This window comes from Microbacterium lemovicicum, from assembly GCF_003991875.1.
GTDB lineage: Bacteria > Actinomycetota > Actinomycetes > Actinomycetales > Microbacteriaceae > Microbacterium > Microbacterium lemovicicum.
Window position 1 is genome coordinate 2,053,093 of record NZ_CP031423.1, and the last position, 20,018, is coordinate 2,073,110.

Here is a 20,018-nt window from a genome sequence, read left to right on the forward strand (position 1 = left end):
AGCGGGCCGCTACGGCCGACCGGCGTCGGCCAGTCCGGTCCCCTCGAGCCCGGTGACCTCGAGCCCGAGCCACTCGGCGAGAGCCTCGATCTCGGCGCGCACGGCGGCCGCCACAGGACGGGTGAACGGCTCGTCCTGATGGACGGCGAACACGCGCAGCATCCCGGCCTTGCGGTCGGCCTTCGCGTCGAGCTTGCCGACGAAGCGGTCGCCGTGCAGGATCGGCAGCGCGAAGTAGCCCCAGCGCCGTGTGGCCGCGGGCTTGTACATCTCCAGGATGTACTCGAAGCCGAAGAGGTCCTGCAGGCGCTCCCGATCGAAGATGAGCCGATCGAACGGCGACAGCAGCGCCGTCCGCCCGGCGAAGCGATCGACGGCCTCCAGCGCCTCCGCATCGACGCGCCACTCGCCGTCGACGCCGTCGACGGTCGCCGGCTCTCCGACGGCGCCGACGTCCAGCGCCTCGTAGGGCTGCGCGACGCCCGTGCTGCGTGCGATGCCGAGCGAGCCCAGCCGGCGCTCGGTGCGCTCGCGTGCGGCATCCTCGGCGGACAGCTCGGGAAGGTCCCCGGGGTAGACCCGTTCGGCGAGGTCGAACAGCCGCCCCTTGCGATCGCGCCGGGACACCGCGACCGTGCCGTCGGACAGCAGCAGCTCGAGCATCTGCGCGGCGTTGCGGTTGTTCGTCCACCCGCTGGAGGCCCAGGACACCTGCGCGGTGTCGGGGATCTCGGCCGCGTGCAGCGGCCCCTCCGCGCGCAGCCGCGCCAGCACGTCTGCGCGGAATCCCTCGTTCGCGGCCAGCCACTGCCGGCCGTACTCGTGGAGCGGACGACGGGCCATGTCGGGCCGGATGAGGGGCAGATCCGACATCAGCCGGTAGAAGCCGCCCCATTCGAAGAGGTCGCGCTCGTCTTCCACGGCCCGCACGAGGTCGGCGGGCTGAAAAGGTGCGCCCAGCCGCGACCAGAGGATGAGGTCGGCGCTCGGCGCGATCGCGGCGGTGGGCTCGATGTTGACCGCCGTCAGCCCGTACACGGTCTCCACGATCGCCGCGGGGCGCTCGGCCGACAGCAGCTGCGCCTGGATGGCCAGGCGGCGCGCGTCCCGCGCCGAGAGCGTCATCGCCATGCGGCGAGGCTACCCCCGATGCCGGACACCGCTCAGAACGAGCCGCCGATCTGCGTCAGACGCGCGATCCGATCGGCGATCGGGGGGTGCGTCGAGAACATCCGCGAGAACGCATGCGGCTTCAGGGGGTCCGAGATCCACAGGTGCGCCATCGACGTGCTCGCTCTCTGCAGCGGCCGCCCGTACTCGTCGAGCTTGGCCAGTGCGGAGGAAAGTCCGTCGGGATCGCGGGTGGTCATCGCGCTGGTGGCGTCGGCGAGGTATTCGCGCTGGCGCGAGATGGCGGCCTGCACCGCCCCCGCGAGAAGCGGCGCCACGACGGCGGCGACGAGACCGAACAGCAGGAACACGACCTGCGCCTGGTTGTTGCCGCCCCGCGATCGCCCGCCGAAGAACGCGACGCGCAGCATGACGTCGGCCAGGATCCCCACGGCCACGACGAGTCCGAAGACGATCAGCGAGACGCGGATGTCGTAGTTGCGGATGTGGCCGAGCTCGTGTCCGAGCACGCCCTCGAGCTCGCGGTCGGTCATCAGCTCGAACAGACCCGTCGTCACGGTGATGGCGGCCTCTTCGGGCTTGCGTCCGGTGGCGAGGGCGTTGGGTGCGCCATCTTCCACGACGTACAGCTTCGGCATCGGCGTGCCGGTCGTGATGCAGAGGTTCTCCACCAGGCGCCAGTAGCGCGGGGCATCGGCCTTCGTGACCTCGACGGCTCCCGACAGGGCCAGCGCCTCGCGATCGGCGAGGAAGTACTGCACCGTGGCGTAGCCCGCGGCGAAGAGGAGGATACCGGCGGTGATCCACCAGTTGTTGCCGGCCGGCCACCCCGCGAGCAGCCCGACGGCGCCCAGCAGCAGCACGAACGCGATGAGGATGAACCAGGTGTTGCGCTTGTTGCGCGCGATCGCGCTGTACACGGGTCAGATCAGAACTGCACCCGGGGAGGCTCCGAGATCGCGGCGCCGTCGACCACCTCGAAGAACTCGCGCTCCGAGAACCCGAGGTTGCGGGCGAACAGGTTGTTCGGGAACACCTTGATCTTGGTGTTCAGCTCGCGCACGCCGCCGTTGTAGAACCGGCGCGAGGCCTGGATCTTGTCCTCGGTGTCGACGATGGACTGCTGCAGCTGAAGGAAATTCTGGCTCGCCTGCAGCTGCGGGTAGGCCTCGGCCACCGCGAACAGCGACTTCAGCGCCTGCTGCATGTGACCCTCGGCGACACCGGCGTCGGCGGGACTGCCCGCGGTCAGTGTCTCGGCCCTCGCACGGGTGACGTTCTCGAAGACCGCCTTCTCGTGGGCGGCATACCCCTTCACCGCCTCGATGAGGTTCGGCAGCAGGTCGGCGCGGCGCTTCAGCTGCACCGTGATGTCGCTCCACGCCTCATCCACCCGCACATTCAGCTGCACGAGCGAGTTGTAGGTCGCCCAAAGGTAGATGCCGCCGATCACGACCAGCGCGACGACGATCAGGACAGGGATCAGCCATTCCCACATAGCGTGGACTCCGTTCGAGGTTGTGTACATCGTACCGAGCGGGCGCTTACGAGCCTGCGACCGGGAGGCGACTCCCAGGGGTTATTCACCGAGTATGCGGCCGGTATACCGGTTCGTGAAAACCCGCTCCGGGTCCCATCGGTCGCGGAGCGCGACGAAGTCGTCGAACCGCGGGTAGCGGTCTCGGAGGGCTGCAGCATCCTGCGTGTGCATCTTTCCCCAGTGCGGACGACCTTCGTGCGCCAGCAGGATCTCCTCCGCGGCGGCGAAGTACGCCTCGGGATCCTCGCGCCAATACCGGTGCACGGCGATGTAGCCCGTGGCGCGGCCGTGCGCGGTAGAGAGCCACAGGTCGTCGGCCGCGGCGAAGCGCACCTCGACGGGGAACGAGATGCGCCACCCCCGCTGCCGGATGAGGTCGCGGAGCTCCTCGAATGCGGGCCGCACGTGCTCGGCGGGCAGGGCGTACTCCAGCTCGCGGAAGCGCACGGTGCGCGACTGCGTCAGCACCCGGTCGGAGCGGTCGGTGTACTCGCGATCTCCGGTCAGGCGCACGGCCAACCGCGAGAACGGCGGGATGATCGCCGGCACGATCCTTCCCGTCGCGCATGCGACCCGGTAGACGCCGTTGGACAGCAGACTCTCGTCGAGCCAGCGTCCGACCGGCGGAAGCGGCCGGCGCACGGCGTCGCCGGGCAGACGGGTCTGCGTCTTCGTCAGCGCCACGTCGGTGTGGGGAAACCAGTAGAACTCGAAATGATCGGATGCCGCGGCCCGCTCCCCGAGGGTGCCGAGCACGTCCGGCAGCGGCTCGGGATGCTCCACCGCCGCGAGGAGGAAGGCCGGCACGCACTGGAGGGTGACGTCGACGAGGATCCCTAGCGCTCCGAGCCCGACCGCGACGGCGGGGAGCATCTCGGGGTGTCTGGTCTCGTCGACGGTCAGCAGTTCTCCCTCCGCCGTGACCAGCGTCGCGCCGACCACCCGGGCGGAGAGGCCGGCGAAGCGCGCGCCCGTGCCGTGCGTGCCCGTGGAGATCGCGCCCGCGATCGACTGCCGGTCGATGTCGCCGAGGTTCTCCATGGCGAGACCGTAGGGTTCCAGCAGCGCCGGGATGAGATGGAGCCGCGTGCCCGCGTGCAGGCGGACGCGCCCGCGGGGCACGTCCACCTCGATCAGACCGGAGAGGTCGGACAGGTCGAGGAGCACACCCGGTGCGACCGCGATGCCCGAGAAGCTGTGGCCCGCTCCGACGGCCTTGACCCGCATCCCGCGGCGGCGGGCAGCCTGCACCGCGCGCTGAACGGCCTCGGCGGATGCCGGGCGCTCGACGCGCTGCGGGCGGATCGTCTCCGTGCGTCCCCAGTTCTGCCACGGTGCTCCGGGCCGGGTCACAGGAACGCCTTCCCTTCGCCGCGGTACGTCGGGGCATCGCCGACGACGCGGTCGCCCTCGACGAGGCGGTAGCGGTCGACGCGCTCGGCGAGCTCACCGCTCTTCGCGTGGCGGAACCAGACGCGGTCGCCGACCCCGAGACGGCGGGCGGCATCGCCCTGCAGCGGCGTCTGCACCTCGCCCGCACCCTCCCGCCCGAGCATCCTCAGCCGCGGCGGCCAGACGGGCAGCGGCTGACGAGACGGCGCCGGCGGGCCGGAGGCGACCCAGCCTCCGCCGAGCACGGTGACGATGTCGGGGGCGGGCTTGCGCACCACCTCGAGCGCGAACGCGGCCGCGGGCGCCGGCTGGAACGAACGGTAGCCGTCGAAGAGATGGCCGGCGAGCAGTCCGCTGCCCGCGGTCAGCTCGGTCACCGCCGGTTCGGAGGACGTGCGCTCCAGCGACCCGGTGCCTCCGCCGTTGACGAACTCGAGCGGGGCGATGCGCCGGAGGGCAGCCACGATGGCGGCGCGTCGGTCGGCGAGCTCTCCGGCCGATCGCCGCTGCATCCAGCGGATGACCGGATCGCCGGGGCCGGCGGCATCCGGCTGCCCCGCGATCTGCGCCTCGTACATCATGAGTCCGACGAGCCGGAAGCCGGGGCGCGCCGACACGGCACGCGCGAGTGCGGTCACCTCCCCCGCGTCGTGCACGGGAGACCGGCGCACGCCGATGTGGCCGAGCCCGCGTGTGCGCCACGACGCGTCGGCGTCGATGGCGACCCGCAGCACGGGCCTCCGCCCGGCGGGGGCGACGGCGTCGACCAGGTCGAGCTGGGCGACGTCGTCGATCATGAGCGTCACGCGCGCGGCCGCCTCGTCGTCGGCGGCGAGACGGGCGATCGCGGCGCGGTCGGCGGTGGGATAGCCCAGCACGACGTCGCGGTGGTCCTCCGCGAGCCACAGAGCCTCCGGCAGTGTGAAGGCGAGCACCCCGGCGTAGCCCGGCAGGGCGAGGGTGTCCTCGAGCACCCGGCGGACGCGGACCGACTTGCTCGCCACGCGGATCGGCACGCCCGCGGCGCGCGCGACCATGTCGAGCGCGTTGCGGCGCAGGGCTGACACGTCGATGACGGCCACCGGGCCGGACAGGTGACCGATCGCGCGGGTCAGCGCCGCCCAGTTCTGCGCCGGATCACGCCGGGGCTCGGATTCCGGCGCCGTCGGTGGGTCGCGTCGTGATCGCCCCGTCCGTCCGCGCATGGGGCTCAGCCTAGGACGCGCGCCCGACGGGCGCCGGTGGTGCCCCCGCTGGGATTCGAACCCAGACCTGGAGCGATTTTAAGTCGCCTGCCTCTGCCGTTGGGCTACGGGGGCGCCGCGCGCGGCACGCGACCAGGCTACCCAGAGGACGGCGGCCCGCCGACGTCGGAACGTCGGCGGGCCGCCGGGAGCCTCAGGAAGCGGCGGACGTCTTCGCGCCCGCACCGACCTTCTCGGGAGCCGCCTTGTCAGAGGGCGCCGCCTCGACGGGCTGCGGCGGACGGGGGCGGGCGGCGAACTGCTCGAACACCTCGCGCGGCTTCTGCACGGTCTCGAGGTTGACCAGGTCGCGGCCCAGCCAGAAGTTGTTCCAGAAGCCCCACAGGATGCGCCACTTGCGCTCCCACGAGGGCATCGCCAGCGTGTGGTAGCCGCGGTGGGCGAACCAGGCGATGAGGCCCTTGAGCGCGATCTTGCCGGACTGGAAGACGCCGTTGTACAGACCGAGGCCGGCGACGGCGCCGAGGTTCTTGTGGAAGTACTGCTTCGGCAGCTCGCCGCGGAGCACCGCGGTGAGGTTCTTCGCGAGAAGCTTGGCCTGGCGCACCGCGTGCTGCGCGTTGGGCACGCAGAATCCGCCGACACCGCCGCCCGACAGGTCGGGCACGGCCGCGACGTCACCGGCGGCCCAGGCGCCCTCGACGAAGGCCTCCTCGGTTCCGACGCGCAGGTCGGCGCGGGTCTGGATGCGACCGCGCTCCTCGACGGGCAGGTCGCCGCCGCGGACGACCGTGGGGTTGGCCATGACGCCGGCGGTCCAGATGATGAGGTCGGTCGGGATGACCTCGCCGGTGGAGAGCTCGACGTTGCCGTCGACGGCGCTGGTGAGCTGGGTGTCGAGGTGCACGTTGGCACCACGCTTGGCGAGGTCCTTCAGCACCCACTCGCTCGTCTTCAGCGACACCTCGGGCATGATCCGGCTCATCGCCTCGATGAGGTGGAAGTGCGTGTCGTCGAAGGACAGCTGCGGGTAGTTCTTCAGGAGCGCCGAGGCGAAGGAGCGGAGCTCCGCGAAGATCTCGATGCCCGCGAAGCCGCCGCCGACCACCACGACCGTCAGAAGACGGTCGCGCTCGGGACCTGCGGGGATGACCGATGCGCGGTCGAAGTTCGACATCAGGCGGTCGCGGATCGCGACGGCCTCCTCGATCGTCTTCAGTCCGATCGCGTTGTCGGCGATGCCCGGGATCGGGAAGGTGCGCGAGACGGCGCCGGCCGTCACGACGATCTGGTCGTACTCCTGCTCCCAGGGCTCGCCCTCGATCGGCGTGATCGTGGCCACCTTCTGGGCGTGGTTGATGCCGGTGACCTTTGCGGCCACGACCGTGGTGCGCTTGAGGTGGCGACGCAGGGCGACGACCGCGTGACGCGGCTCGATGGAGCTCGCGGCGACCTCGGGGAGGAACGGCTGGTACGTCATGTAGGGCAGCGGGTCGACGATCGTGACCTCGGCCTCGCCCTTGCGCAGCTCCTTCTCGAGCTTCCAGGCGGTGTAGAAGCCGGCGTACCCACCACCCACGATGAGGATCTTGGGCACAGCGGTGGTGACGGTGCTGGTCACGATGGGGGGTCTCCTAGCGGATCAACTGCTCGAAGCGCGGGACGGGCGCGCCGATCGGATGCGTCGGACAGCTGCGGTGACGCCGAGCGCCACCAGTATAGCGCTGAGGGTCAGAGCCAGGAGCGGGAGGGTTCCATACAGGAGCGTGTCCGAGCTCGGCAGCAGCGGCGACACGGGCCGCGCTGCAGCGTCGGCGGGCGGCAGCGCCGGGATGACGACCGGCGCCGATGTCGGGCCCGGTGCGGGGTCCGCGTCGGCCCTCCGGTAGAGCCGGATCCACTCCGACAGGCTCCCCATCGGGTTCTCGGAGACGTTCGGCACGGTGGCGGAGGTCGCGGCGACGGCGGCCGCGGCATCCACGATCCCGTAGCCGTACAGGAGGGGGTCGTCCCCCGCAGCAGGACGGGTGGTGCGGATGATGCGGTTGATGACGTTGTTCGCGTCGAGCTCGGGGTGGGCGGCCCGCACCAGCGCGATGATGCCGGCCACGATCGGCGCGGCACCGCTCGTGCCGCTCCACTGCACGAGGCGACCGTCGGCCGAGACGCCCAGGAGGTCCTCGCTGGGCGCGGACACGCCGAGCGTGATGCCCTGGGTGGACGCCTCGACGCTCGCCCGTCCGGAGCGGTCGACGCCGGCGACGGTCAGGACGCCCGGGATCGTCGCGGGTGCGCCCACACGGGTGGTGCCGCTCCCCCGATTGCCGGCGGCCACGACCACCACCACGTCGTGCTCGTAGGCGTAGAGGAACGCGCTGTCCCAGCTGGGGTCCCAGTCGGGCATGTTGGTGGTGAGGGACAGGTTGATGACGTCGGCGTCGTTGTCGACGGCCCAGCGCATGGCCGTGGCGATCTGCTCGACGAAGGGCACCTCGGCGGAGGCGCCGAAGCCGACGGAGATCGAGAGGAGCTCGGCTTCGGGGGCGACGCCGATCATGCCGGTGCTCGGTCCCGTGCCGCGCGCGGCGGCGAGTGACGCCACCCAGCTGCCGTGGTTGGCGTCCACCGCGCCCACCGGCGTGCGTCCGTCGTCGGTGCCGGTGCCCGACACGTCGGTGCCCGCGGCGACGGCGCCGGTGAATTCGACCGGACCGCGCGCGATGCCGGTGTCGATGATCGCGATGCGCGTGCCGGCTCCGCGGGAGGTCTTCCACGCCTCGGTGATGCCGGTGCCGTCGAGCCAGTACTCGGCGGAGCGCACCGGATCGGCCGTCGGCGAGGGCGCGACGGCGGCGGACACGGATGCCGGGACCGCGGCCGCACCCGCCGGCACAGCGGCCGCGCCGGTGAGCAGCGCGGCCAGCACGGTCATGGCGACCGCGGCGGCCGCGCGGCGCGTCATCCCGCCGCCCCCGGCTCCGCGCACACGCAGCGCGACGGCGACCACGTCGACAGCGCGAGCGCGCGGTCGCCGATCGGGTTGACGCCGGGCCCTGCGGCGAGTGCGTGCCCGGCGAGCGCGTGGAGGCACTTGACGCGGGTGGGCATGCCCCCGGCCGAGATGCCCGCGATCTCCTCCACGTCGCCGTAGCCGGCCCGGTCGGCCAGGTATGCCTCGTGCGCGGCACGGTAGGCGGCGGCGGTCTCCTCGTCCTCCAGCTCGGCGGCGAGGTCGGGCATGACATGGTCGGCTTCGAGGACCGAGAGCGCGGCCGTGGCCGCGGGGTGGGTGAGGTAGTAGAAGGTCGGGAACGGGGTGCCGTCGGGCAGCCGCGGCGCGGTCGCGACCACGGTCGGGTTGCCGCAGACGCACCGCGCGGCGATCCCCACGACGCCGCGCATCGGCCGACCCAGCTGCTGACGCATGACCGCCAGGTCGGCGTCGGTGACGGGCGGGAAGGGTGGGGTGCTCACCCCTCCAGAGTACCGGCGAGGCCGCGCGGGCCTCCCGCGGCGAGGCACTCGACGTCAGCCGGTGGGGGCCGGCGCCGGATCAGGGACGCCGATCTGCACGGGCACGGCGGTCTGCGCCAGCCCGCTCTCGGTGACCGAACGCACGAGCTGCGCCATCCAGTCGGAGCGGGTCTGCTCGACGGTGTCGCTGACCTCGGGCTTGTCCTGCGGAGCCAGCGAAGCGGGCAGGTCGTCGATGACGAGATAGAGCACCTCACCCGGGCGCGTGTAGTACAGCCGCTCACGCGCCTGCGCGGTGATGTACGCCGAGTCCTTCCACTGCTCCTGCTGCGCCTCGAGCGCGGAGACCTCGTCGGCCGTCACGGATACGGCGTCCTGCAGCGCGGCGATCTGCTGGCGCTGCGAGACGTAGGTGCCGATCGTGGGCACCAGCACGAAGGCGGCGAGCACCACGAGGCCCATCATGATCACCATGAAGCCGGAGAGGCGGAGGTTGCCGAGCCACCCGCGCACGTCGACACCGCCGGCCGCGGCATCCGTCGTCCTCCTGCGGGGACGGGAAGGGGGAGCCGTCCGATCAGCCACGGCTCCCCCTCTCGTCATGCCCTGCGGGCGTCAGCTCTTGAAGCGCGGGAAGGCGGCGCGCCCCGCGAAGATCGCGGCGTCGCCTAGGTCCTCCTCGATGCGCAGAAGCTGATTGTATTTCGCGACGCGCTCGCTTCTTGCGGGCGCGCCGGTCTTGATCTGACCCGCGTTCACGGCGACCGCGAGATCGGCGATCGTGGTGTCCTCGGTCTCGCCCGAGCGGTGCGAGAGCATAGAGCGGTAGCCGTTCTGCGTCGCGAGCGAGATCGCGTCGAGCGTCTCGGACAGCGTGCCGATCTGGTTGACCTTGACCAGCAGCGCGTTGGCCACGCCGAGGTCGATGCCGCGCTGGAGGCGCTCCGGGTTGGTGACGAACAGGTCGTCGCCGACGAGCTGCACCTTCGCGCCGAGCGCGTCGGTCAGCGCCTTCCACGCGTCCCAGTCGTCCTCGGCGAGGGCGTCCTCGATGGTGACGATCGGGTAGTTGGCGACGAGGTCGGCGAAGTAATCGGTCAGCTTCTCGGCTGACCACGACTGGCCCTCGACGGTGTAGACGCCGTCGGCGAAGAACTCGGTGGCCGCGACATCCAGGCCGACCGCGATCTCGGTGCCGGGCGTGAAGCCCGCCTTCTCGATCGCCTTCATGAGGAAGTCCAGGCCCTCGCGGTTGCTGGGCAGGTCAGGGGCGAATCCGCCCTCGTCGCCGAGCGCGGTGTTGAAGCCGGCCGACTTCAGCTCGCCCTTGAGGACGTGGTAGATCTCGGTGCCCCAGCGCAGCGACTCGCTGTACGTCTCCGCCCCGATCGGCGCGAGGAAGTACTCCTGGAAGTCGATGCCGTTGTCGGCATGCGACCCGCCGTTGATGACGTTGAACAGGGGGACGGGCAGGACATGGGCGTTGGGTCCGCCGAGGTAGCGGAACAGCGGCAGGTCGGCGCTGTCGGCGGCGGCCTTGGCCACGGCCAGGCTGACGCCGAGGATGGCGTTGGCGCCCGCGCGCGACTTGTTCTCGGTGCCGTCGGTCTCGATCAGCACCTCGTCGATGATGCGCTGCTCGCTGGCCTCGAGGCCCTCGATGGCCGGTCCGAGCTCGTCGATGACGGCGGCGACCGCCTTCAGGACGCCCTTGCCGCCGTAGCGGCTCTTGTCGCCGTCGCGCAGCTCGTACGCCTCGAACGCCCCGGTGGACGCGCCGGAGGGGACGGCCGCCCGCTGCACGATTCCGTCGTCCAGGAGCACCTCCACTTCCACGGTCGGGTTTCCGCGAGAGTCGAGAATCTCGCGCGCGCCTACTGCCTCGATGAGTGCCACAGGAGTGCTCCTTGCTGGTGGGAGGTGTTGCGGATGGAGCGTCGTCGGTCCGCATCCGAGTCTAGTGATGAGGGATGCCGCGGTCAGAGGACCAGCGCGACCGCGATGCCGTCCCATCCCTTGCGATCGAGCGTCTGCAGCGCCGTCGCGTCGAAGCGGGGATCCCGCGCGAGCATCTCCAGGGCGCGCTGCGTGCCGATCACCTGGGCGTCGTCGCTCACCGGGTCGGCGACGCCGCCCGAGCGGCCGATGTTGTCGAGCACGACCACGGTGCCCGGATGACCCAGCCGCGCCGCCCAGTCGAGGTAGATCGTGTTCGACTCCTTGTCGGCGTCGATGAACACCAGGTCGAACGCGTCCTCGTCGGCGAGCGTCGGCAGCACGTCGGCCGCCCGGCCCTCGAGGACCGTCACCTTGTGCGCCACCCCGGCGCGCGTGAGGCTCGCCCGCGCGACGTCGGCATTGCGGGCCTCCGCCTCGATCGAGACGACGACGCCGTCGGCCGGGATGCCGCGGGCCAGCCAGATCGTCGAGTAGCCGCCGAGCGTGCCGACCTCCAGCACACGGCGCGCACCGGCGATGCGTGCGAGGAGGTGGAGCAGCTTGCCGTGGAGCGGCGCCACCTCGATGGACGGCAGACCCGCGGCATCCTGATCCGCGATCGCGGACTCGAGCGCGTCGTCGTGGCCCACGAGGAGGTCGGACAGGTACGCGTCGACGCGCTGCCAGCCGTCACGGGTCGGTTCGGCCATGGCCACAGCCAATCCGTCGCGCCGGGGCCGTGTCAAGCGGCGCGGTCGCCGCGCAGGTGCGCGCGGGTGAGCTCCTCGTACTGCTCGTCGCTGAGGTCGTCGTAGGACTTCGCCTCCGTGCGGTCGGCGCGCATCCACCGCACCAGGAGGATCACGAGGATCGGCACGTCCACCGCCTCCGCGATGAACCAGAGCAGGTCTCCGGCGAGGTGCTGGTCGTGCAGCGGGGTCGGCCACCAGCCCGCCGTCCCCGCGACGCTCGCGCCGGCGTCGATGACGGTGTCGTTCAGGCGGAGCAGGATGCCCGGGATGGAGTCGATGACGAGCTCCACGAACGCGAGGAGGAATTCGATGGTGATGAACATGCCCGTGTGCACGGCGCCCAGCGCCCCCATCGGAAGCACCATCGCCAGGCCCACCAGCGGCGTGATGACGCCCAGGCCGGCGTCGGTCCACGGCGTCGTGCGCATCACTCCGGCGAGGGGCGTGAGGAAGAGGCAGAACACCGCCGCGATGAAGATCGTCGCGAAGATGGCGTTTCCGAACAGCCGCACGGGGCGTGAGCGCAGCAGGGCTGCGACGCGCGCCTCGGCGGCGGGACCACCGGCGCGGACGATGAGGTCGAGCGGCGCGCCGGCCGCCACGCCGGCCGGCACCGCGAAGATCAGGAGCGCGATGCGGGTGGTGAAGGCGAAGCGGAGGTCGGCGGACTCGGTGCCGAGGAAGCCCAGCTCGATGACGGCGTAGGAGCCGACGCCCAGGATCAGGAAGCCCAGGGTGCGCCGGAGCGGCCACGAGCCTCCGCGACGACGCACGCGCGCCACGCCCCACAGGTATGCCGCGACCGCGACGAGGATCACGCCGATCGCGAGGGGATCGGCGCGCCAGGTGAGGAGGAGGTCTGCGAGCGGAGGCGTGAGCGCACTGTAGGTCGCGGGTCTATGAGCGAGCCCTGGATGCGCGGCCCGTCGTGACCGCCCCTGCCGGTCACCGGGGACGACCCCCTGCCGGTCACCGGCGATGAGTAAGGTGTCGCCGTGTCCTCCCCCGGTCTGCAGCGGAGCCTCGGCCTCGGCGATGCGGTCTTCCTCGGTCTGGGATCGATGATCGGCGCCGGCGTCTTCGCGGTGTGGTCACCGGCAGCGGATGCCGCGGGCACCGGACTGCTGTGGGGACTCGCGATCGCCGCCGTCGTGGCGTTCGCGAACGCCACCTCGTCCGCGCAGCTCGCCGCCGCCCACCCGACCTCGGGCGGCACCTACGCGTACGGCCGGGCGGAGCTCGGCCCCTGGTGGGGCTTCACGGCCGGCTGGGGCTTCGTGATCGGCAAGACGGCGAGTTGCGCGGCGATGGCGCTGACCTTCGCGGCCTACGCCGCCCCGGCGGGGTGGGAGCGGCCCGTGGGGATCGCGGCGGTCATCGCCCTGACGGCGACGAACCTCTTCGGCATCACGCGCACGGCCCTGCTCACACGCATCGTCGTCGTGCTGGTGCTGCTGTGCCTGACCGTGGCCGTGGTGGCCGCGGCATCCGCTCCTCGTGGCCCTGTGGCCCCCGTCGACGCGGTCGACGGGGGCTCGTACGGCATCTTGCAGTCGGCCGGGCTGCTGTTCTTCGCCTTCGCCGGATACGCGCGCATCGCCACGCTGGGCGAGGAGGTGCGCGACCCGGCCCGCACGATCCCCCGCGCCATCACCCTGGCCTTCGCCGGCGCCGTCGTCGTCTACGCCGTCGTCGGGGTGGCGGTGCTCTCGGCGCTCGGGCCCGCGGGGGTCGCGGCATCATCCGACCCGCTGGCTGCCGCGGCGTCGGCCGGAGCGGCGTGGACGACGCCGATCGTCCGGATCGGAGCGGCCGCGGCATCCCTCGGCGCGCTTCTCGCGCTCATCGCGGGCATCGGGCGCACGACCTTCGCCATGGCGCGGGAGGGCGACCTCCCCCGCGCGCTGGCGGCTGTGCACCCGCGCCGGCACGTGCCGCACCGTGCAGAGGTGGCGGTCGGCATCGCGGTCGTCGCCCTGGTGGCGTTCGCCGACCTGCGCGGCGCCATCGGATTCTCCTCGTTCGGCGTGCTGCTGTACTACCTGGTCGCCAACGTCGCCGCCGCACGGCAGGGCGCCGCGGCCCGTCGCTATCCGCGGGCGCTGCAGGTGCTCGGCGCGGCCGGCTGCGCGGTGCTCGCCGCCACCCTCCCCTGGCAGAGCGTCGTCGCCGGGCTCGCGGTCGTGGCGATCGGACTGCTCCTCCGGGCGGTGCGGCTCCGCATCACGCGAGCGGCTTGACCTGCAGGGTCTCCCGCGTCGCACCGGCCGCCGCGGTCGCGAACGAGGTGAACCCGTCGGCCGCCGATCGCTCCAGCAGCGCCTTGAGGTTCTTGGGGCGCCGCTCGAGCCGCACCCGGCCGCCGTCCGCCACCAGCTGGGCTTTGAGTGCGAGAAGGTCGGCGAGGGGCACGTCGGCGTCATGCACGATGACGACGGATGCCGCGGCATCCGTCTCCGGATCCTCGAGCAGGTCGACCAGACGCTCGAAGCCGATGGAGAAGCCGACGGCGGGCACGTCCGAGCCGAGGAACCGCCCGATCATGCCGTCGTAGCGGCCGCCGCCGCCGAGGGAGTAGTCGACGCTCGGGTGCGCGAGCTCGAAGATCGTGCCGGTGTAGTAGCCCATGCCGCGCACGAGGAACGGGTCGAACACGAGGGGCGGCTCCCCCGCGCCGCGTGCGGCGGCGACCGCGGAGCCGATCGCGACGAGGTCGGCGATGACGGCGTCGGGTGCCCCCTCGGGCAGTGCGGCCCGGATCTGGCGCTCGCCGTAGGGGTGGTACTCCATCGTGCGGGGGCGGGTCAGGAACGCCTCGAACGCGTCGACCGCCGACGAGGTGGCGCCGCGGTCGCGGAGCTCGGCGACGACCCCCGTCGGGCCGATCTTGTCGAGCTTGTCGATGGTGATGAGCACGCCCGGCCGCTCGTCCGCGACGAACCCGAACACGTCGAGCATCGCGTCGAGCACGCGCCGGTCGTTGATGCGCACGGTCGCCCCCTCGAGCCCGAGCGCGTCGACGGCGTCGAGGGTGGCCGTGATGAGCTCGGCCTCGGCGCGGGTGGTCGCATCGCCGATGACGTCGATGTCGCACTGCACGAACTGGCGGTAGCGGCCCTTCTGGGGGCGCTCGGCACGCCACACAGGCGCGGCCTGGATCGCGCGGAAGACGCCGGGGAGCTCGGTCCGGTGGCTGGCGTAGAAGCGCGCGAGGGGCACGGTGAGGTCGTAGCGCAGGCCGAGGTCGGCGAGCGCGGCCGGGTCGGCGGCGGCCGCGGCGATCGCGTCGGCATCGAGCCCGCGCTTCAGGACGTTGTAGGCGAGCTTCTCGTTGTCGCCGCCGATGCCGGCGTGGAGACGGTCGTAGTCCTCCATGACGGGGGTCTCGATCTCGTCGAACCCGTGCGCGCGGTAGCGCTCGCGGATCACGGAGAGCACGCGCTCGCGGCGCGCCTTGTCGGCGGGGAGGAAGTCGCGCATGCCGCGCGGCGGGTTCACGGATGCCACTGCCCCATTCTTCCAGGCACGCCGCCCCACGGTGATCACGCCGGCTCTAGGAGAGGCGGGAATCTGCCGGGTCAGTGGGCCGGCGGGCGCTCCGCCGCGCGGACCTCGGCCTCCAGGCCGCGGAGCTGCACGCGCAGAGCGCGTTCGGCGTCCCAGCCGCGTGCGCGGGCGACGGCCACGAGATCCAGCAGAGCCGCGCCGAGGTCGGCCTCCGTGCCGGGTGCGTCTTCCGACTCCTCCCGGAGCGACGGGGCCGACACCCCCACCTGTGCCGCCTTGCCGAGCACCTTCTGCGCGAGCGCGAGCGACGGCATCCGCTCGCTCACCCCGTCCAGCACGCTCGTGCGCGTGTGCTTCTCCGCGGCTTTGGCCGCGTTCCAGTGCACGAGCACCTCCTCGGGCGTGTTCGCGACGGCGCCGGCGAACACGTGCGGATGCCGGCGCACCATCTTCTCGGTCAGGCCGCGCGCGACGTCGTCGATGTCGAACGGATCGTCGGGGTCGCGCGCGGCGATCTCGGCGTGGAACAGCACCTGCCACAGGAGGTCGCCGAGCTCCTCGCGGAGATCGGCGCGCGTTCCCTCCTCCACGGCGTCGATGAGCTCCGCGCTCTCCTCCACGAGGTACGGCACCAGGTCGTGGTGGCCGATCTGCTGCGTCCACACGCAGCGGTCCCGCACCGCGCGCATCGTCTCGGCGGCCTCGCGGAGGGCATCCGCGCCGGTGGCGCCGACCTCCGCCGGCGCGGACGGGAGACCGGATGCGGTCGGAGACGCGGCGTCGTCCATGGTCACGTGATGCGGCTCTCGTCGGGAGTCAGGTGGTGGGGGTCGTTCTCAGCGGGGGCGGCGCCCAGCCGGCGGTAGTGCCGTGCGCGCAGCGATACCAGCACGGCCGCGAGGACGAGGGACAGGGCGGACCCGGCGAGCACGCCGAGCGTCGCCTCGTCGCGCACGAGGGCGTCGCCGGTGAAGGCCAGCTCCGAGAGCAGGAGCGACACGGTGAACCCGATGCCGCCGAGCGCGCCCGCGGTCAGCAGATCGGCGACGGTCAGGCGAGGCGCGTCACCCGTCCCGCCGATCCGCTGGGAGATCCATCCCGCTGCCGTGATTCCCACGACCTTGCCCACGGGCAGCGCGACCAGCACGCCCCAGAACGCGGGCGACAGTTCACCGGGCGACACCCGGGGGATCACCACGAGTGCCGCGGAGAAGGCGAAGAGCGGCAGGATGATCGCGTTCACCCACGGCTCGAGGACGTGCCGCGCGCGCAGCGCGGGTCGCTGAACCATCGCGAGTCCGAGCGCGACGCCGGCGATGGTGGCGTGGACCCCCGACAGGTAGACCAGCACCCACGTCGCGACGGCGAGCACGATCAGCACGGCGACGATCACCGGCGCCCGCGGACCGCCGAGCTGCCTGCTCAGCAGGGCGAAGACCACCACCGATACGGCGGCGACGGCGAGCAGCAGGACGTTCACGCCCTCGGTGAAGAGGACGGCGATGAAGACGATGCCCACGATGTCGTCGAGGATCGCGAGGGCCAGCAGGAAGATGCGGATGCCGCTCGGCAGACCCTTGCCGAAGACGGCCAGAACACCGAGGGCGAAGGCGATGTCGGTGGCGGTCGGGATCGGCCAGCCGGACGAGGCGTCGGATCCGCCGGCGATCAGCAGGAAGACCGCGATGGGGACGAGAACGCCGCCGGCCGCCGCGATGGCGGGCTGCAGCGCCTTGCGGGCGGAGTTCAGCTCGCCCTTCGTCAGCTCGAACTGCAGCTCCACGGCGACGACGAAGAAGAAGATCGCGAGCAGTCCGTCCTGCACCCAGTGCCCGAGTGACATCTCGAACACGCCGGGCACGCCGACGTAGGTGTCCTTCACGGCCACGACGGCATCGCCCCAGGGCGAATTCGCGAGAGCCAGGGCGAGCACGGCCGCGATGAGCAGCACGACGGCGGGGAAGCGGGCGGAACGGAGCAGAGACATCCGCATCCTTTCGGTGGGGTCGGTCGACGTGACGCCGACCAGACTTCCCGGCACTCCGTCATCCATCGTAACGTGCGCCCGCGACCGGCCACCGCGGTCGGGGGCACCCCACCGGCGGCCCTACCCTGGTGCCATGCAGGAGCTCACGCAGACGCAGGCGATCGACATCGTCGGACGGTTCGAGGCGGGCCAGGAGATCCCCGAGGAGATGCGGGGAGACGTGCGGATGCTGGGGTCGCTGCTCGGCCGTGTGCTGCGCGAGAGCGGCTCCGAGGGGCTCTTCGAGGACGTCGAGCGCCTGCGCACCGCCACGATCCAGGCGTACACCGATGAGACGCCGGAGGCGTTCGCCAAGGCCGCGGGGATCGCGGACTCGTTCACGGTGGAGCGCGCCGACGAGGTCGCCCGTGCGTTCACCTGCTACTTCCACCTGGTGAACCTCGTCGAGGAGCACCAGCGCGTGCGCATCCTCCGCGAGCGCGACGCCCGTCCGGAGCGACAGGACGCCGCCGACTCCGTCGCCGCGGCCTTCACCCACCTGTCCGGAGAGGTCGGCGAGGAGACCGCGCTGCAGCGGCTGCAGAGCCTCCGGTTCCACCCCGTCTTCACCGCGCACCCCACCGAGGCCCGTCGGCGGGCGATCTCCACCAGCATCCGCCGGCTCGCCACGCTTCTCGAGGAGCACGACGGCGCCGTCCGCAGCGGGGCCCAGGCGCGCCGCACGCAGCGCCGCATGCTCGAGGAGATCGACACCCTCTGGCGCACGGCGCCGCTGCGCTCCGAGAAGCCCTCGCCCACCGACGAGGTGCGCGCGGTCATGGCCGTCTTCGACGACACGCTCTTCACCGCGGTGCCGCACGTGTACCGCCGCGTCGACGACGCGCTGCAGGGCGCCGCCTCCGGTGGCCGCCCACCCGTGGTGCGCCCGTTCGTGCGCCTCGGCTCCTGGGTCGGCGGCGACCGCGACGGCAACCCCTTCGTCACCGCCTCCGTCACGCGCAAGGCGGCCGGCATCGCCAGCGAGCACGTGCTCCTCGGCCTGGAGCGCGCCGCCCTGCGCATCGGACGCGGTCTGACGCTGGATGCGGCGACCACGCCGCCGAGCGACGCCCTCGTCGCACTGTGGCAGCGCCTGAAAGACGCGGACGAGGACGCGGCCAAGGAGATCGCGACCCGCTCCCCCGACGAGCCGCACCGGCGGATCGTGCTGCTGCTCGCGCGCAAGATCGCCGCGACGCGCACGCGCAACGCCGACCTCGCCTACCGCGACCCCGAGCACCTCCTGTCCGACCTGCGCGTCGTGCAGGACTCCCTCGCCGCCGCCGGGGCGCCCCGTCAGGCGTACGGGCACCTGCAGCAGCTGATCTGGCAGGTCGAGTCGTTCGGCTTCCACCTCGCCGAGCTCGAGGTGCGTCAGCACTCGGCCGTGCACCGCGCGGTGCTGGCGGAGGTCGAGGCCGGCGGCGCCCTGAGCGACCAGGCCGAGGAGGTGCTGGAGCTCTTCCGCGTCATCGCGTTCCTCCAGGAGCGCTACGGCCCGCGGGCCGCGGGGCGCTACGTCGTGTCGTTCACGCAGTCCGCCGACGACCTCGCCACGGTGCACCGCCTCGCCCGCGCGGCGGTCGGACCGGCCGGCACCGTCCCCGTCCTCGACGTCGTGCCGCTGTTCGAGACCTTCGCCGACCTCCGTGCGGCCCCCGGCATCCTCGCTGAGATCGTCGAGCACGAGGAGTTCCGCACGCGACTGGATGCCACGGGCCGCCGTCTCGAGGTGATGCTCGGCTACTCCGACTCCAGCAAGGACGTCGGCCCGGTCGCCGCGAACCTCGCCCTCTACGAGGCGCAGGCGGAGATCGCCGCCTGGGCCGACCGTGAGGGCATCGAGCTGACGCTCTTCCACGGCCGCGGCGGCGCGCTCGGCCGTGGCGGGGGGCCTGCGAATTCCGCGATCCTCGCCCAGCCGCCGCACTCCGTCGACGGGCGGTTCAAGCTCACCGAGCAGGGTGAGGTCATCTTCGCCCGCTACGGCGACCCCGCCATCGCGATCCGGCACATCGACCAGGTCGCCGCCGCCACCCTCATGGCCTCCGCGCCCTCGAACGAGCAGCGCAACAGCGAGGCCGCCGCGCGCTACGCGGACGTCGCCGAGGCGATGGACGCGGCATCCCGCGAGCGCTTCTTCGCCCTCGTGAAGGCCGACGGCTTCGCGTCGTGGTTCGCCCGTGTCACTCCCATGGAGGAGATCGGACTTCTCGCGCTCGGGTCGCGGCCGGCGCGGCGCGGTCTGTCGGTCGAGTCGCTGGAGGATCTCCGCGCGATCCCGTGGGTCTTCGCGTGGACGCAGGCGCGCATCAACCTCGCCGGGTGGTTCGGCCTGGGTACGGCGCTGGAGGCGGTCGGCGACGAGGACCGTCTGCGCGCGGCCTACCGCGAGTGGCCGCTGCTGCGGACGCTCGTGGACAACGTCGGCATGAGCCTGGCGAAGACGGATGCCCGCATCGCCCGGCAGTACCTCGACCTCGGCGACCGCGACGACCTCGCGCAGCTGGTGCTGGACGAACTCGAGCTGACCCGCTCGTGGGTCATCCGCGTCACCGGCGGTGAGCAGCTGCTCGACGGGAAGCCCGTGCTGCAGCGCGCCGTGAAGATGCGCAGCCCCTACGTCGACGCCCTGTCGCTCATCCAGCTCCGCGCGCTCCGTGCGCTGCGCGCGGCCGAGACGCCCGACCCGGAGCAGCAGCGTCTGCTGCTGCTGTCGGTCAGCGGCGTGGCGGCCGGGCTCCAGAACACCGGGTGACGCGCGTCGCTGCCTCCGGCGGCGCAGCACGGGTCTACCGTGTCAGCCATGGAGCACATCGGCGTCTCCGCCCACGTGGTGATCGAATCCTGTCCGGCCTGCGGGTCGGTGGACGTCTGCACGCTCGAGCCGCGATGGTTCCGCGTCGAGGTCGATCGACGTGACGAGCTGCACGACGCGGCGCACGCCGCACGGCACGATGACGGCCTGGCCGTCGAGGTGCGCTTCGCCTGCCGCGGCTGCGGCATCAGCTGGGACTGACACCGCCGCCGGGATCGTGGCCTGGACCGTCGCC

The 20,018-nt window shown here is 72.1% G+C and carries 18 protein-coding genes and 1 tRNA gene; 3 read left to right on the plus strand and 16 right to left on the minus strand.

Annotation, left to right across the window (positions count from 1 at the left end; all coding sequences use genetic code 11):
- Window positions 1–9: 9 nt before the first annotated feature.
- The 13 genes from CVS47_RS09675 to CVS47_RS09735 all read right to left on the minus strand — a co-directional run bounded on the left by CVS47_RS09675 (window position 10) and on the right by CVS47_RS09735 (window position 12,250).
- Window positions 10–1,131: a DNA glycosylase AlkZ-like family protein gene (locus CVS47_RS09675; RefSeq protein WP_127095891.1), complete on the minus strand. Its 1,122-nt coding sequence runs from the start codon at window positions 1,129–1,131 to the stop codon at window positions 10–12.
- Window positions 1,132–1,163: 32 nt separating this feature from the next.
- A complete protein-coding gene (locus tag CVS47_RS09680; RefSeq protein WP_127095892.1) occupies window positions 1,164–2,051 on the minus strand; it encodes a M48 family metalloprotease in 888 nt (295 codons plus the stop codon).
- Window positions 2,052–2,059: 8 nt separating this feature from the next.
- On the minus strand, window positions 2,060–2,629 hold the full coding sequence (locus CVS47_RS09685) for a LemA family protein (protein WP_127095893.1): 570 nt from the start codon (window positions 2,627–2,629) through the stop codon (window positions 2,060–2,062).
- Between the two features lie 81 nt (window positions 2,630–2,710).
- Window positions 2,711–4,024 (minus strand): D-arabinono-1,4-lactone oxidase, encoded by a 1,314-nt coding sequence (locus CVS47_RS09690; RefSeq protein ID WP_127095894.1) that lies wholly within the window; start codon window positions 4,022–4,024, stop codon window positions 2,711–2,713.
- On the minus strand, window positions 4,021–5,268 hold the full coding sequence (locus CVS47_RS09695; RefSeq protein WP_127095895.1) for an alanine racemase: 1,248 nt from the start codon (window positions 5,266–5,268) through the stop codon (window positions 4,021–4,023). Before CVS47_RS09695 ends, CVS47_RS09690 begins: the two co-directional genes overlap by 4 nt.
- A gap of 37 nt (window positions 5,269–5,305) precedes the next feature.
- Window positions 5,306–5,382: transfer RNA gene (locus tag CVS47_RS09700), tRNA-Leu, on the minus strand.
- 79 nt (window positions 5,383–5,461) lie between these two features.
- Window positions 5,462–6,865 carry an NAD(P)/FAD-dependent oxidoreductase gene (locus CVS47_RS09705; RefSeq protein WP_127097296.1) on the minus strand — a complete coding sequence of 468 codons (1,404 nt, stop codon included), beginning with the start codon at window positions 6,863–6,865 and terminating at the stop codon, window positions 5,462–5,464.
- 45 nt (window positions 6,866–6,910) lie between these two features.
- Window positions 6,911–8,230 (minus strand): S8 family serine peptidase, encoded by a 1,320-nt coding sequence (locus CVS47_RS09710; protein WP_127095896.1) that lies wholly within the window; start codon window positions 8,228–8,230, stop codon window positions 6,911–6,913.
- Window positions 8,227–8,742, minus strand: coding sequence for a DUF501 domain-containing protein (locus tag CVS47_RS09715; protein WP_206502589.1), 516 nt, complete (start codon window positions 8,740–8,742; stop codon window positions 8,227–8,229). Before CVS47_RS09715 ends, CVS47_RS09710 begins: the two co-directional genes overlap by 4 nt.
- A 54-nt stretch (window positions 8,743–8,796) precedes the next feature.
- Complete coding sequence (locus CVS47_RS09720) at window positions 8,797–9,327, minus strand: FtsB family cell division protein (RefSeq protein ID WP_241240102.1); 531 nt, start codon at window positions 9,325–9,327, stop codon at window positions 8,797–8,799.
- A 30-nt stretch (window positions 9,328–9,357) separates the two neighbouring features.
- Window positions 9,358–10,638, minus strand: coding sequence for a phosphopyruvate hydratase (gene eno / locus CVS47_RS09725; protein ID WP_127095898.1), 1,281 nt, complete (start codon window positions 10,636–10,638; stop codon window positions 9,358–9,360).
- A gap of 83 nt (window positions 10,639–10,721) precedes the next feature.
- On the minus strand, window positions 10,722–11,390 hold the full coding sequence (locus tag CVS47_RS09730) for an O-methyltransferase (RefSeq protein WP_127095899.1): 669 nt from the start codon (window positions 11,388–11,390) through the stop codon (window positions 10,722–10,724).
- Between the two features lie 32 nt (window positions 11,391–11,422).
- Complete coding sequence (locus CVS47_RS09735) at window positions 11,423–12,250, minus strand: cytochrome c oxidase assembly protein (protein ID WP_241240103.1); 828 nt, start codon at window positions 12,248–12,250, stop codon at window positions 11,423–11,425.
- Window positions 12,251–12,427: 177 nt separating this feature from the next.
- Between CVS47_RS09735 and CVS47_RS09740 the strand changes: the two genes are divergently transcribed.
- Complete coding sequence (locus tag CVS47_RS09740) at window positions 12,428–13,672, plus strand: APC family permease (RefSeq protein WP_127095900.1); 1,245 nt, start codon at window positions 12,428–12,430, stop codon at window positions 13,670–13,672.
- On the opposite strand, the gene hisS is transcribed toward CVS47_RS09740, so the two are convergent.
- From hisS to CVS47_RS09755, 3 genes are all read right to left on the minus strand, one after another.
- Window positions 13,656–14,912: a histidine--tRNA ligase gene (hisS, locus tag CVS47_RS09745; protein ID WP_241240343.1), complete on the minus strand. Its 1,257-nt coding sequence runs from the start codon at window positions 14,910–14,912 to the stop codon at window positions 13,656–13,658. The two genes, CVS47_RS09740 and hisS, sit on opposite strands and share 17 nt — an antisense overlap.
- A gap of 98 nt (window positions 14,913–15,010) precedes the next feature.
- Window positions 15,011–15,628, minus strand: coding sequence for a nucleoside triphosphate pyrophosphohydrolase (locus CVS47_RS09750; protein ID WP_241240344.1), 618 nt, complete (start codon window positions 15,626–15,628; stop codon window positions 15,011–15,013).
- Window positions 15,629–15,729: 101 nt separating this feature from the next.
- Entirely contained in the window at window positions 15,730–16,926 is a 1,197-nt protein-coding gene (locus tag CVS47_RS09755; protein WP_127095902.1) for a Na+/H+ antiporter NhaA, read from the minus strand.
- 133 nt (window positions 16,927–17,059) lie between these two features.
- On the opposite strand from CVS47_RS09755, the gene CVS47_RS09760 reads away from it, so the two are divergent.
- A complete protein-coding gene (locus tag CVS47_RS09760) occupies window positions 17,060–19,723 on the plus strand; it encodes a phosphoenolpyruvate carboxylase (protein WP_127095903.1) in 2,664 nt (887 codons plus the stop codon).
- Window positions 19,724–19,771: 48 nt separating this feature from the next.
- Window positions 19,772–19,984: a hypothetical protein gene (locus tag CVS47_RS16790; protein ID WP_164734628.1), complete on the plus strand. Its 213-nt coding sequence runs from the start codon at window positions 19,772–19,774 to the stop codon at window positions 19,982–19,984.
- Window positions 19,985–20,018: the final 34 nt, after the last annotated feature.